Below are 15,716 nucleotides of genomic sequence, written 5' to 3' on the forward strand. Positions count from 1 at the left end.
AAAAATTGAAGATATGGCACAATTATTACAGGATGTAATTTAAAAAAATATTTATTTAATTTTATCTCATAAGTAGAAACCCCTTATTATAAAAAATAAATAAAGTCTATTTAAGAGCTTTTTAAACAGGATTTAAAACTTATTATAGATAATAATTAGTTAATCATAAAATAAATAAAATTCTGATTAATTTAGAAAAAAAATATAACCATAAAACAATAAAAATTAGAATGCAGTTATATCTATTTTCAGAAAATATAGTCTGAAAAAAAATTAAATAAATCTTATATAGATATGCAGATTAAGTTGATAAATACAGTTATTATTGATAATAGAAATTCAAAAAAATATATCTATATTTATAAATATTTATAATTTATAACTCAACATATTTTATTATAAAAAATAAATGACATTAAACGAAAAATTAAAAATAAATATTTGAGGATAAATATATATGTTATATATAACGTTTCAACCTAATATCTTTCAAAAAAATATTTTAATTGATATAAATTCAAGGAATATAAGTTTAACTTTAATCATATGAATCTAAAAACATAAAATAATTTATGTTTTTGACATTTATTTAAATCTACATGTTAATGCGAATTAAATTCAACCTAAAGGGTTTCAAAAAATCTTTTAAAAAAACCTGCCTTTTAAAAAGTTACTTCTAATAAATGAAATATCTAGATAACTTAATAAGTATTGAAATATTCACCATAGATCAATTTAATTCAATAGTATTTAAGCAGCAATTAGCTAGATTAGTTAAGAGTATTAAAATTAAAACTTTAGAAGTTATCTAAAAAAATATGATTGATATTTTAAACTTTTTTGTAAAAAATACTAATGTAAGGCATAGTTTATCTGTATTTATTGACAAAAATTTATATTGTTTAATACTAGCTATTACTAAATTTTATAACTATTAGTAATAGAAAGCTTTTTTTATAGAGAAACTTCTTGTATTTCTTCAATTATAGATAGCCAATCTGTTTTTACTTTATTTAATTTTGTCTCCCGAGATTGCTCAGAATTCAATAGCTGATAATAAGGGCAACTTGTTTGACAATTGGCGAGATGAGGAAAATTAATATTTTCTTGAATATATTTATTAAACCAATTCTTGAATTGGTTTAATAGCATTGTTAAATCTTCATGATTTTTTTGATGTTTATCTCTATCATAAAAAAATGTTAAAGATTGAGGTTTAGTCGGAAGTTTTACAAACCAATAAGTTAGAGAAATGTGTTCGGGGGAATAGTTAGACGTTTCCACTAACATATATAAATAAAGTCGAGTTTGCCAATGATTAGCTAATTTTTCAGACTTTTCTGGCTTAAGATAGGTTTTCCAATCTAAAATCTCAGCCTTTTTGGGTTCAGCAATTAATAAATCATAAATAACAGTCAATAAATATCCTTGAAACGCAAGATTGCGAGAATGTTCAGCTTCTTTCCAACTATTTTTAGAAGGATTTCTTAGGTTAGGTACAGCATCAATTAATGTGTTTAAAGAATTTTGCATTTGTTTATCTTTAGCCACAAGTAACTCAATTGGTAATCCTAATTCATGCTGTTGCATGAGTTGGTGAAATTGATTTCCCCAGAATAATTTTTCCTGTTTTTCTGGACTTAAAGGAGTAACCAATTGTTCTATATAAACACGTTGGAATTGAGGAGGACAAGTTTCTAATAAATTCAAGTGAGATTGAGATATATGAATTAAACTAATATCTTTCATTAGATATAAAAATTGATAATTGTATCGTTGGTAACTTTTAAAATATAAAGCTCCTAAATTTAGAACTGAATACCTTAAATTTACTAGTATCTGAGTTTATACTTATGACTTAATGGATTCAGTCTGGACTGCTAAAACATCTGACTTACTAATTAATTTTTTTCTTTTGCTCTTATTTAGAAGATCATAACCTTCAACATACAAGTTGAGCAATATTAATAATAATTACTTTTTAGAATTAATAAATAAGCATACTACATAAATACTCATAAATCATTTATTATATATATTAATAACTATAAATTATACAACCAATCCCCGGTAAAATCATCCTGTTTTACTTGAAAGAATATAAGAGTTCGTACTGTGTAACCAGTAATCTTATGACAAGGATATAATTATTTTACAATACTGTATTTTAAATAATTAATAGTAAAATCTTAAGCCCTAACAGATAATAAATCAAAGAAAAATGATATTCTAATTTATAGAACAATTAGTTACATATTCTTAAATCAATTCTATCTATATGCTTGGGGTAAATTGTAATATTTTTACTCTTAAACTGATTTATTTTACTACTACAATTACTAACTTGAAGCATTAGTTTATTAGTTTTAACCCTTAATATTATTTTCTGATACGATAGATATTATAAAATTAGTAGACAAATATTATTCCTAGAGTTACTGAAAACATGACTTATACTTTTTAAAAATTGTAATTTTTATCTGTATTTTATCTCTCTATACTCTGGCTGCTCGGTTAACAGGTTGTTCAAGATCTCGAACTTTCTTTCCTCTCCATAGCAAACGAATAGGAGTCCCTGGAAAACCTAATTGTTGACGGAATTGACCTTCAATGTAACGACGATAATTGTCATTAAATCGTTTTGGATCATTGACAAATAAAGCAATAGTTGGCGGTTGACTTGATACCTGGGTTCCATAATAAATTTTTCCCTGTTTTCCTTGACGATTTGTAGGAGGAGAATGCCAACTAACTGCCTCTTGCAAAACTTCATTAATTACAGCTGTACTCACGCGACGACGATGTTCTTCAGCTGAACTTTTAACTAAACTGAGAACCCTTTTAACTCGTTGACCTGTCATTGCACTAACGAAAATAATAGGAGACCATTCCATAAAGTAAAGTCGAGAAAATACCCTTGTTGTATACTCATAAATGGTGTAGGAGTTTTTATCAATAGTATCCCATTTATTAACTACAATTACAGCTGCGCGGCCTTCATTAATAATTCTATCTGCTAATTTTAGGTCTTGCTCCGTTATTCCATCAATCGCATCAATCACAAATAATACAACATCAGAACGGCAAATGGCTTTAAAAGAACGATTAATACTAAAAAATTCTGCTCCATATTCAACATTTTTTTTACGACGAATTCCTGCCGTATCAATTAACCGATAGCTTTGTCCATCCTGTTCAAATACCGTATCGATAGCATCTCTTGTAGTTCCTGAAATAGGGCTAACAATTGCCCGTTTTTTTCCTAAGAAAGCATTCAAAAGACTAGATTTTCCCACGTTAGGACGACCAATAATTGCTACACCAATTTCATTAGTATCGGTTAACTCTTCGAGATGAGGAAGATAGGGAATTAAATCATCTAAAAGTTCTCCTGTTCCACTACCATGAATTCCTGAGATTGGATAAGGATTTCCTAAACCTAATTCCCAAAATTGTGCCGCTTGAATAATTCCTTGTTCTACAGATTCACACTTATTGACAGCTAATAAAACGGGAACGGATTGTTGACGTAACCAACTTACAATTTCATGATCGCCAGCCGTGGGACCAGTTTGTCCATCCACAACGAAAATAGTCGCACTTGATTGATTTAAAGCAGTCATAGCTTGTTCCCGAATTAACGGCAAAAATTCCGTGTCATCTTCGAATACCAATCCTCCCGTATCTACTACCTGAAAGTTCCGGTCCTGCCAAAAACAAAGCCGATAAGTACGGTCACGAGTAATTCCTGGCTCATCATGGACAATAGCCTGCTGATCTCCTGCTAGTCTATTAACTAGGGTTGATTTGCCTACATTAGGCCGTCCGATAATAGCAACAATAGGTAGTGGCATAATTTTTCTCTCAATTCTGAACAAAAATACTACAAGTTTTTTAAATTAACTAAGGTACACTTTCATTTATTTTACATTCGGTGATTTTCTCAAAATCACCGAATGTAAAATAAATAATATTTGCTACATACGCGGTATCTTCAGTACGGAGGATTAATTAAATAAAACAAAAACCTATAATAAGTAATTGAAGATAAGAATTATATCTATTTAACAACAAGCTCGCACTTTAGTGATGCATCCCGTTTATGCTTGAATTAGCGGAGACTATATCATAGGATAAACCCTCAACAATATTTTTTTTATAACTTCCCATTTCCTTGAACCACATGTTTAAGGGTTGTAAATGTTTCCAGAGAAATCAGACCTCTATGGTGTCCTTTTTGGTTGGAAACTCCTAGAAATAGAGATTCTCCTTGCTTAGGATAACGAGAAAACCGAGGGGAAGCATTAATATAAACCAGGGCACTGTCAACTTCTGTAGCAAACTTACAACTTTCTGGGTAAGAATCTGTTACTAAACAATCGGCATGTCCACTACTATATTGATTGATCCAGCCAATTCCTTCGGATAAATCATTAATTATTTTAAAAGCGATAATTTTATCAAGATAGGGATTTCCCCATTCCGACAATTTAACAGGAGTGAGATAATCAGAAAACTCTGCTGATAACTTCCCATCACCACGTAATTGAAATCCTTTTCCTCGTAGAATGTTGAATAAACTTACTAGAATAGATGGATTGTGTAGGGGGCTAATTAAAACTTTTTCAATGGCATTGACAGGATCAGGTTCACTGGCGTGGCTATCAAGAATTACCCATTGTACTAAATCTAAATCTACTGTAGGAGACCAATAAAGATAACAATTTCCCATCGCTGACCTAAGCACAGGGGCTGTCGCTAAGCGAGTCACCTGATCGACTAAACTAGGACGGCCATAGGGCATCACTAAACTAAGATACTGATCCTGCGTTACTAAATCTTGAATGGAAGCTCCCTCATCTCCTGAAAGAACTTCTAGACACCCTCTTGGTAATTTGACTTGTTCAAGGGCAATCTGAAGAATTTTAGCAATAACTGCATTAGAGTGAGTAGATGAGCTACAACCCCGTAAAATTAGACTATTGCCTGTTTTTAGACAAAATCCTGCCGTTATCGCTCCCAATTCAGGAAAAGTTTCATAAATTAAGGTAATGACTCCTAAAGGCATCAGTTGACAATAGGTCTGGGATGCACTCAAGAGATAGGGTGCGTGAAAGACTCGTCGAATTGGGTCGGGGACTTCAGCTAAACGCTCTAAAATAGAAACTACCTGATGAAGTCGTTCAGGGGTCAATTTAAGCCAATCAATTAAAAGATCTGGAACTGCCATTTCCCTGCTCATTTCGAGGTCAAGTGTATTAGCCTCTAAAATGTCATCAAAAGCTTGGTTTATCCCTTGAGCCATAGCACGGATGCCTTGGCTACGATGAATGCTATCACTTGTTTCCAGGGCAAGAAAAGCATTATAAGCCCGTTGGACAGATGTCAGAAGTACGTTAGGAGAGCTTTCTATTGCCATAGAGTTTGCATCAACGCCGATAGGCTAACAAAAAAATTATTGCCGATAACGTTATTAATAGTCCCATAAGAAAAATCCAAATTACCATAACGCTAAGAGCGCTTACACGGGCAGCTCGGCGACAGCCGTTCAATAATTTGTCTATTTTCTTCGAAAATGAACATTCGCTGACATAGATCACAAACAAAAGACTTGGTAAGAGCAACCAAGAAGAGAGGATATCGCTGCCGACGACATAGACAGAGATAATCATTACTTAAATCAAGTTTCGTAGGCTCTTGAGGTCGCACAAGCGTCAGTTCAGTTGTTCCAAGAATTGGGCTATGTACACATAGTACAGTGCCCAATTCTTGGACACTAACGCTAAATCTCCGCTTAGTCAACTACTTTACTCCCCCTCTCCCTTAAGGCTATAGTTAATGACTATCACTAATCTTAGAAGGACAGCAGTCGTTGAGCTTTGTCTTGAGTATTTTTATCAGACTTCTCAAAGCGGGTAACGCGATTCGAACGCGCGACATTCACCTTGGCAAGGTGACGCTCTACCGCTGAGCTATACCCGCAACTTCTTCCATTGAACCCCATTATTTCATAAACCTTAGCAAATTGTCAACTCTTTTGAACTGTTTTTATTAAAAAACCATAAACTACATTCCACAACTCAAGCGCGTAGAATATAGTTTATAGTTTTCTTGATTAAAGAAAGAAGGATAAGGATGTTGTATTATGATTCTCAATAATAATCTGCGTAAAGTATTTTTTGATCTTTTTTACCTATAACTTTTTATAATTCTGTATTTGAGAATGGCTGGTAAATTCTTTTTGATACATTTTCTACGGTGGACAAGCCCTACTCAGTTGAACTCAACCAAGGACAATAGTATGTATAATTGTAGGGTAATTCGATATACTAAATACTTTAACAATACAATACTTTAGTCTACTATCAGGTGCTTATAGGAATCCTATGCTGTTCACCTGTGATAGTATCAAGATGTCGTAGTGATTAGACGGAGGTATCTCATATGGGAATCTGGATGATAACAGTTTGTGTTCTTTTCGTTCTTGTCCAATTATTTCAGTGGTTTCAGGGGTTTATGCTTCCTTTTCCTCTTTATCTTTTAGCTGGAGCCTTTTTGGCGATTGCTTCCAATTACGAAAAGGGACTGACTGCATTGCTTAAACAGATTCACACCACATCTGACTCTTCCCAGTAATATTCAATCGGGTTATTAACACCGACTTAAAGAGCAGAAGGGAGAAATTAACTCTAAAAGTTATAAAAAGGAATAATAATTGGACTCGAGATAAAACTTAAACTATCAGACTGTACATCGCCTGCCTACTGACTGTTAGTTATTATTATAAGCGGTCCGTTGAGCTGTCTCCGAAATCAAATAAAACTATACCTGAATAAGAACCCGAGTAGCAGCGGTTATTTTTTCGTAAATCTCTCTCATTTTAAGTCCTACTAACACTTGGAACAAACCTGTCCCGTTATTAGAACCAGGATAATCTTTATGGTGAAGTAACAGTTCTGTTATTTCACCATAGTAATTGGTCCCAGTTTTGCTTAGATGGCTTTCGATATAAATCATTTCTTCGAGATTATCAAATTGACCATCTAATTCTAAGATAGAAACTTCATTTCCCATGAAATTATCAGGTCCATAGTACATCTTGATTCCTGGATAGGCACAAGTGAGTTTACGACCACAGGGTCGCCAATCAATAGTAGATCCTTCATCAAACAAATAGGCAGGTTCGAAATAAGGGATTCCTTCTTTTTCGATCAAACGTACCCGTAAAAGCTTGCTTTCATGATCTTCAAGTAGTTGAGTCGGTAAAACTTGAATAACAACATCCGCGTATTGTTTCTGGGGGTCAATATAAGCGTTAAAATCAGGCTTTCTAGCGTTAATCAAGGCTAGTACATCTTCGTAGGTGTGACCCCGTTCGGCTATATCGCGCTGAATTTTCCAATTGATTTTAACTTCATCTTCAATATCAAGATAAACACTAAAGTCAATTAACTCACGAACTCGCTGGTCATAGAGAGGATGTAACCCTTCAATGACAACCAATCTATTTGGTTCTACCCGTTCTGGTGGATCAATTATTCCAGTCTCATGATTGTAAATTGGTTTATCAATACCTTTGCCTGACTTAAGAGTTTTAATTTGTTCATACATTAGGTCAAAGTTATTAGCCTTAGGATTTAAGGCTGTTACTCCGGCTTTTTTTCTTCCTTGGCGATCAAGACTATGGTAGTCATCTAGGCAGATGACTGTCATAAATTCTGCACCAAATAAATCTATTAAGCGACGCAAAAAAGTTGACTTACCACAACCGGAATCCCCGGAGACCCCAATAAGAACCACGCGATCTGGCTGAGTGGACATAGTTCCCCCTAAATGCAAAATACCAATTTTTAACTTGGTTTCTTTTTCATGTCATCTAAATGTTCCAAACAGTTAAGCTTTAACCTTTAAACTTCGAACCAACCCTTGGATATTAGTTATTATTAACCAATATCCAAGGGATTGGTCCAATAGAAAGGATAGATCCCACAAAACCCTAATAAATTCGAGTAAGTTAGGTATGTGGTAGTAAACTACCAAACATTAAATTTTGTAATTTTAACATTAGTCTTCAACCTAAAAGTCCGCTTGCTGTGTGAAAAAACATAACAAGTCTTACAGTCCGACGATAGGCTGCTCTTCATTCTAATAGCGCAAACACGGTGTGATCAAAACTTGATATTTATATTAGTTTGGTTTTAGCTCTCTACTTGTGGTGCTAGGATGCCCGAATTGTATCATAAGCAAAGTCCCCACCTTTCGTGTTGACAGTGGCTTCTTGAAGCCTCAGAGTTTTTGAGAAAAGAACTAAGTACAGACCATAAATACTATCAAAATTATATTCCTCTTGATAATACCGATTCTTCTAAAAAAAATCTTGATTTGTTTAGAAAAACATATCTAACTTTGATTTAGATATGTTTTTTAGTATAAGACGATATAAGATATCCGTAAGATTTTATCAACAAAAGATAAATTAAATAACATTGAGTTGTTACATAACTTGTTGCTTAAGACTAAACATTGTTTTCTTGCTAGAAGATTTACAATTCTACTGAACTATACTAATGATCTTAATAAAAATCAAAAAAAATTGGTAAATATTTAAATTATTGCATAAACTGAGTACGAGAATAATAGGTTAAGAGATCAATAATAAAATCATTTAACTTCGTGACTTATGGAAATTTGTAAATTCATAAATTATCATCGTTGATATAAACTTAGTTGATTGATAAAATTCGTTTGTCGATTCGAAACAATATAGGACCAAATTAGCCCTGCAATAACAGCAACAGAATATCCTAATAAATTTACTAGATTAAAGTCACTGAGAGATTTTATTTAAACGACAGAAACTAACATAAAAATGTTCAGATAGGATAGTTTAATGAAAAATTTTCCAGATATTTTTTAAAAATTTTCTCAAATATATAAAAATTACTTATTTCACCTTAGAAAAACGAGGTTTCAAAACTGATCATTATTCCTCAAGAAATTTTAGACCTTTATGTTATATTCAGAATAAATTATTTCTTTTAAATCAACTGATATCCTAAATAACTTACTTTAAAAGTATACTAGTAAAAATTACAAATGAACAGATTTAATAACTATTTTGAATTTAAAATTAACTACTTTTTAATCAAAAAGTTAGAAACTGCTATTCTAGGCTTTATTTTTTATCCATTGCTGGACTTTCTAAAGATTGAGTAACTTCAATCATAGGAATAGCCGAAAATTATAATACCGTTTATGCTTATCAATTTATTATAAAACTGATAAAACCAAAAGAAAACAGATTGTTTGTAATTTTTAAAACCTTTGATAAAGCTCTACTATAAATATTATGAAGTTTTATTGCAATATTTTTCAGTGAGAAAAAGAATAAAAATATACCAATTTATAGATATTTTTTCTAGCCAGTAGTAACAAAAAAATATATTTTAGGGTTGTTAATAATCAGTATTAAGTTCACTAATAGTAGATATAATCTTAAGCTAGTTGATCTTGATTTTGGGCAAGCTATTTTTATTCATCTGGCTAACAAACTATGTATTTAAATTCTCTTTAAATACATAGTAAAAACAAAATAAACTATAAATACTAATCGAAACCCTATCAAGGTTACGTAAAAAAATATTTTATTTGAAAATTAATAAGATTTAAATAAAAATCCAATAATCAATCAAACTATGTTAATAAAACACTATTATTTCTCTTTGAAATTTTACTGAGGAAAGCATTAAAAAATATTATAAAAATTAATAATAAATATTAGTAATATTTATCTTAGCTGGCATCACAAATCTAATTTGTTACAAAAAACTGTAAAATAATTCAGGAATGACACCTAATAAATTCTCATTTATCTTCTCCAACAAAAAATATTGATAATCAATTTAAGTTGTTTAAAACAATAGTTTACTAATTCAAAATAAAATGTTAATTATTAATCATTAATTACCTTTATCTTGTATATTAAAATTTAATTCTTCATAATCAGTTCGGCGGAACTTATTCTTCTAATTGCTTTTAAATCATTGAATTGTATTTAGGGCTTATATAAATTTGTTTGTACTGACATCATATATCAAAGTTTTCTTTGATATAAATTACACAGTTGCATGATTGATGTATTTTTACTAAAAAGTAAATATTTAGATATTGTATTTGACAATATAAAGTTTGAAAACATGAAGTTTTCTACTTCATAAATTATTATAAATTTAAATTATATTGCTCTAGAAATTACAGTGATTAAGCAAACTGGTAATAGTGTTTTTGCAAAGACTGAAATCTAGCTCAGAATCTATATGTAAGTTCCTTTTGCCTATAGGAAGTTTAATGTGTTTTATTGCACACTTTATCATAAATTTCAGTCCCAAAACTAATTTCGGAGGACTGATAATCTGGGGGTTCTATATGAATCACCACTCGTACTGGACTAAAACGTTCTTTTAATCTCTCCTCTACTATCTCTGTAATATAATGGGAGCCTTCCACGTCTGGAGAATTTACCACTAAATGCATTTCAATAAATACTTGTCTTCCTAAAAGTCCTCGCGAAGCAATATCGTGACAATTAAGTACCCCAGGAACTCCCATCACAACTTTATGTATCGCTTCAGGAGCGATCACCATGACATCTACTAGCCAAGGCACATTGCTTCGCAGCACCTGCCAACCACTGATAAACACCAAAAAGGCAACAGGAAAAGCTAGTATAGCATCTAGCCACTGAAGTTGCGGTAAATTCAATTGTTTTGCTTGCCAAATTCCGATTAATCCTCCTATTACCATAATTGTCACCCAAATATCGCTCATAGTATGATAGGCGTCAGCGACTAAAATCGGACTGTTTAACCGTTTGCCTACACGACGTTCATAAAAAGCGACAAAAATATTAACGCCTAAAACAATTAACAAAATCCATATTTGCGCTCCAGAGACCTTAACTTCTTGACCACCGTAATAGATTCTTTGGATTGTACCTTGAAGAATTTCAAAACAGGCGATACCTAAAAAAGCCACAATTCCCAAGGTAGCTACTCCTTCATATTTCTGACGTCCGTAAGGATGATGGCGATTGGGTTGAGGAGAAGACAAACTATTAGCAATTAAACCCAAAATATTATTGGCACTATCTGTAATACTATGAATGGCATCCGCTTGTAAACTTAACGAACCAGTTATAATGCCTACTGTAGCCTTCAACCCCACCACAAACAGATTTAAAAACAGGGTGATGAGTAAGACCTGACGAACTTGAGAATGGTTATCTTGTACCACGGAGGTTAAATAAAGTCTCCAAGTCTTTGAGTTAGAGGTTTCTTACCTTTGTTCAGTTTTATTATACTGAGATTTTGCAATTCCTTGAAAACTAGCTAAAGAACGGATACACTACTTCAACGAGCTCGGTAACCAAGTAAGAATTAACACATCTCCCTTTCAAATTTCACTGTAATGAGAAATTTGAAAAGGAGATACTTAGAGAACTTACTGTTTTTTACTAAGGGTTTTCCCTTCAAAGTTTCATAACATATCGGATCGATTATATCTGGGCTAACGCCAACGCATTTTAAATTGCTTTTTCTTGACGTTGTTTTGACATTTTAAGAGAAAACAAACAGTCTAATAATCTTTATTGTGCTTTATTTTTATTTTGAGTATATTTTTCTGAGTTCTTAACTAATTTTTTGTACTATAATCATTGATTACCACTAGAAATAAAGCTACAATTGAGTCAATCAAGAAACATAATAACTATTCAAAAATTAAACTCTGTATTTTGCTGATTAGTCCTGAAATACCTATTAATTTTTCTCAACAACCATAAAATTTTGACTAACTTTGATCGTACACTTGGAGCGCTTCTCTGAGGTTTCCTTGATGGTTATCTAATAACTGTTGTCCTTGTTGAACATCTAGTGCTTTCCAGTGCATTAATAATGCTAATTTAACCCTTTTTCCACTACTTTCTAATAAAATTTCTGCTTCTCCGCGACTTAACTCTGTGAGATCTTCTAACATCTTGAGAGCGCGATCATGGAGTTTTCGATTAGTCACTGAAACATCCACCATACGATTCCCATAAACCTTCCCGAGACGTACCATCACTCCTGTAGACAGGATATTTAAGGCCATTTTCGTGACTGTTCCAGCTTTCAGACGAGTAGAACCAGCTAAAATCTCTGGACCTGTGAGCAAGCGAATATCAATATCAACAATTATAGGGACTTGTTCGGCAGGAACACAAGTTAAGGAAATAGTGGTTGCGCCACACTTTTTAGCAGCTTCTAGCGCACCGTGAACAAAAGGGGTGGTTCCTCCAGCACTAATTCCTACAATCACATCTTTATCCACAATCTGGCGTTGGGTAATGGCAGAAGCTCCATCTTCTTTACGATCTTCGAGATTCTCTGAACTTCTCACCAATGCAGCAACTCCTCCGGCAACAATACCCTGTACTAAGTCAGGATGGGTACAGAATGTGGGGGGACATTCAGCCGCGTCCAAGACTCCTAAGCGTCCACTAGTCCCTGCTCCAACGTAGAATAATCGTCCTCCTCGACCTAAAGCTTTTGCACTTACTTCAATGGCTTGAGCTAATTCCAGTCTTGCTTGGGCAATGGCTTTGAGAGTTTTAGCATCCTCTCGATTAAACAGATCGACCAACTCTACAGGACTTAACTGGTCTAAATTACGACTAGAGGGGTTAATCTGTTCGGTTAATAGATGGTCTCGTTTTTCTAAATAATCCATAGATTTGTTATATTAACCCCTCTAGTTGGCGACGAATGCGGTCCAGTTCGTCAGAAGACATATCATAAGTCGTTTCTGGCAGATCGTTTTTTTTTGGAATTTTTTCATTTTTCCAATCACTGTTTACATTTGTTTCCGGAGGAATGGCTAACATTCCTGCTTTAATTAATTCATAATCATAATCTGCTTTTCGACAGAACTCTTCTACTTCTTCTGAGTCCAAAGATTCGATGGATGGGGAGGGGAAATCTTGAGCTTCGAGTAACAAGGCGTAGCGGGTAGCATCGTCTTCAAACTCAAACATCAAAACTTTGGTACGATCATCCCTTTGAACAGTGTGAATTCCTTCGTTTTCGGTACGAGCACTGTACAGTAGAACATACACTTTAGCCATACATACTCCTCCTTCTTTCAATACATTGATGACAGGTTCAAGCCTGATTTTACAACAACTTAGTTCCTGTTGCCGACTTAATGTTAATTTATAGATTTAAACTGGGTTTATCCCATTAAATACTTTAGCTCTCAGTCTTTAGACATTTAAGACTTTATTTATTTTTTTACTAAATTATAAGTTAATCTAGTTTTCAAGACTTTTTATGTAATTATTATTAAGTTAATTATTCTCACTATTAACTTAAAGAAGTTAGCCTGTAAATTGATATTTATATCTAAATAGTGCTTTTAAAAAATTAAATAATAAACTTTTTAAAAAGTCTATAAATCTATTACTTTTGAGAATATTTTATTTAACTTTACTTGCTTGATAGATTTTTATTTATTTTTTTATCTACTATTTTTAGCTTTTAATTGAATAAATTTATTCTTAAAAAGTTAAGTTAAAATTTCATGTTGGTGAATTGTATTATAAATTTTAAAAATAATAAGTACCCTATAAGTAATCTTTATAGGGTACTTATTATTTTTATGCTAAATATCGTCGCGCTTTAACCATCAATACTGGAGATGATCTCATCTTCACCCTTGAAAAAAAACTATCAATATTGTAATTAAGGCTGAAGATTTAACTTCACACTCAAAAAATAGTGATATTTTTAGCTAAAGATCAGAATTTAACTACCGAATTAATCACATAATGTAATCAAAAGTTAAAAATTAATAGTTATATTTTTGATACTTATACTGTCTTTCCATTATTTAATTAAAACCCAGTAAGTAATTTATTAGTCTTTCGTTAAGTAGTTATTAAACTTAAAGAAAAAAATTGCTAGGTTATAAAATTAATTGAGTTTTATTCTCTAAGTATTAAGGTGATTCCCTTTCATGATAAATTAGTTTTATATTCTACTCTCTTACTTTTTACTTAGGTTTATATCAAGGTAACAGTATTTATTTTAAATTAGTTTAACAATTACAGTATACCGTTTTTACAACTAATAGATTTCAAAAAAAATATAAATATTTAGATTTAGATTAAACTTATTTTTAAGCTATAAAACCTTTAAAATATATTTCAATATTTTAATTAAATTTAATTTTCTATAGGATGCTTTCTATCTATAATAATGTTTAACTTGTGATTCACAATCTCTTTTTAACTTTCATTTTTTCAGCAACTTTGCACATCCTGGCTTTTACCGAGAGGACTCTAAATAATACGACATTTAATATATTTTTTCTCCAGGTTTTCACATTTACCATCATCTTTTAAGATTTTCTCTCATCATTACATTAAAAACTAATTATGTTACACAATTAGCCGATAAACAAGCTAATACTTAGGACAAAAAATAACTGTCGTTGTACCCTTTTAGTGCGTAGTCTGCAGTCCCTAAAAATTATCTGAACCATGATTATAAGTCAAAATAATAAATTAATGTTCAACCACTCGATAAGCAATACCTACTACAAATTTATTTTGATTGATATAGTTAACGTAATATTTTAGTTCTACCAAATCTGTTATATAAATATTTAAAACATAGTGATAAAGTTTAATCGTCAGTACTAGTTTTATCAAAAGCTCTAGTTGATTGATAAATACTACTAGGGCAGGTTTTATTTTTTAATTAAATTAAATTAGGTTAACATTATAATTGAGCTTATATCCACAGTATAAAATACTTGACTCAGTCAAATAAATTAAATTAAATTAAATTAAATTATAAATTTACTTTGTTTAAAAAATACAGAACAGCAACTTATATTTATTTTTATTCAACCACCAGGAAACTCCATCAAAATAATAAATTAACTATTAGCAATTTATTTTGAATAGAAAACTATATCTATTACAATATTCTTCATCTTTAAAGAATCTATAATTAATTTTAATTAAGTAGACTGACTAAAAAATATAAACAATAATCAAAAAATTTAGATAATCAATTATAGATAAAAATCTTAGATCTTAAAAGAATTGGTAATTGATAAAGGTGTAATTAAAAGAAAAGGAAGTTATTATGTGGTGTAAGTGGGTTTAGATAAAAGGAATTAGCGTAGAAACTATAGAAACAAGAATATCTGAAAAAATCATCGAATAGTTATAAACTTGACAAAAAAGTTTTGAACAAAATTGAATAGATCAATCTAGATATTATAAAAGGTTAGAAAAATAATATTAATTAATACTTAAAGCTGAAGTAGTACCAGATAGATTTCGATTTAAAATTAATTATATTTAAGTAAAAAACAAAAGTAAATTTAAATAAAATATATAAAATGTCACTAATTGCAATCAAAATTTAGAACAATTTTTTAAAAAATTCAAATTAAGCATTGAGTATTACTAAAATTGTTTGATTTGTACAAAACTACTATTTATTGTACCGAAAAATATGTGGACAATAAGTCCTGACAATTAGAAAAGTGATTGCCTATTTTTACTTTAAAACGGTGAAAAGTGTCAACAGTAAATTAAGTTTTATTAAAAAGAGAACTTATATAATTAAGAATTAACAAGATTCTTGACTCCAAAATTTTAAAAATTG

General features: G+C 31.2%; 9 protein-coding genes and 1 tRNA gene. 1 reads left to right on the forward strand and 9 read right to left on the reverse strand.

Annotation, left to right across the window (positions count from 1 at the left end; translation table 11 throughout):
- Window positions 1-954: 954 nt before the first annotated feature.
- The 5 genes from ETSB_RS06930 to ETSB_RS06945 all read right to left on the reverse strand — a co-directional run bounded on the left by ETSB_RS06930 (window position 955) and on the right by ETSB_RS06945 (window position 5,982).
- Window positions 955-1,749: a PD-(D/E)XK nuclease family protein gene (locus ETSB_RS06930; RefSeq protein ID WP_044107094.1), complete on the reverse strand. Its 795-nt coding sequence runs from the start codon at window positions 1,747-1,749 to the stop codon at window positions 955-957.
- A 746-nt stretch (window positions 1,750-2,495) separates the two neighbouring features.
- Window positions 2,496-3,854, reverse strand: coding sequence for a ribosome biogenesis GTPase Der (der, locus tag ETSB_RS06935; RefSeq protein ID WP_044107095.1), 1,359 nt, complete (start codon window positions 3,852-3,854; stop codon window positions 2,496-2,498).
- 302 nt (window positions 3,855-4,156) lie between these two features.
- Entirely contained in the window at window positions 4,157-5,419 is a 1,263-nt protein-coding gene (locus tag ETSB_RS06940) for a glutamate-5-semialdehyde dehydrogenase (protein ID WP_044107096.1), read from the reverse strand.
- Window positions 5,420-5,511: 92 nt separating this feature from the next.
- On the reverse strand, window positions 5,512-5,802 hold the full coding sequence (locus ETSB_RS09385; protein WP_232509880.1) for a hypothetical protein: 291 nt from the start codon (window positions 5,800-5,802) through the stop codon (window positions 5,512-5,514).
- Window positions 5,803-5,910: 108 nt separating this feature from the next.
- A tRNA-Gly gene (locus ETSB_RS06945) sits at window positions 5,911-5,982 on the reverse strand.
- Between the two features lie 474 nt (window positions 5,983-6,456).
- Here ETSB_RS06945 and ETSB_RS06950 point away from each other — a divergent pair.
- A complete protein-coding gene (locus ETSB_RS06950; RefSeq protein ID WP_232509881.1) occupies window positions 6,457-6,636 on the forward strand; it encodes a hypothetical protein in 180 nt (59 codons plus the stop codon).
- Window positions 6,637-6,822: 186 nt separating this feature from the next.
- Here ETSB_RS06950 and ETSB_RS06955 read toward each other — a convergent pair whose 3' ends face one another.
- The 4 genes from ETSB_RS06955 to ETSB_RS06970 form a co-directional block, all read right to left on the reverse strand.
- On the reverse strand, window positions 6,823-7,821 hold the full coding sequence (locus ETSB_RS06955) for a phosphoribulokinase (RefSeq protein ID WP_044107676.1): 999 nt from the start codon (window positions 7,819-7,821) through the stop codon (window positions 6,823-6,825).
- Window positions 7,822-10,344: 2,523 nt separating this feature from the next.
- Window positions 10,345-11,292 carry a cation diffusion facilitator family transporter gene (locus ETSB_RS06960; protein ID WP_044107099.1) on the reverse strand — a complete coding sequence of 316 codons (948 nt, stop codon included), beginning with the start codon at window positions 11,290-11,292 and terminating at the stop codon, window positions 10,345-10,347.
- 555 nt (window positions 11,293-11,847) lie between these two features.
- On the reverse strand, window positions 11,848-12,765 hold the full coding sequence (gene murQ / locus ETSB_RS06965) for an N-acetylmuramic acid 6-phosphate etherase (protein ID WP_044107101.1): 918 nt from the start codon (window positions 12,763-12,765) through the stop codon (window positions 11,848-11,850).
- A 7-nt stretch (window positions 12,766-12,772) separates the two neighbouring features.
- Window positions 12,773-13,159: a DUF3110 domain-containing protein gene (locus ETSB_RS06970; RefSeq protein WP_044107103.1), complete on the reverse strand. Its 387-nt coding sequence runs from the start codon at window positions 13,157-13,159 to the stop codon at window positions 12,773-12,775.
- Between the last annotated feature and the right edge of the window lie 2,557 nt (window positions 13,160-15,716).

Origin of the sequence: cyanobacterium endosymbiont of Epithemia turgida isolate EtSB Lake Yunoko, assembly GCF_000829235.1 — a bacterium.
Classification (GTDB): domain Bacteria; phylum Cyanobacteriota; class Cyanobacteriia; order Cyanobacteriales; family Microcystaceae; genus Rippkaea.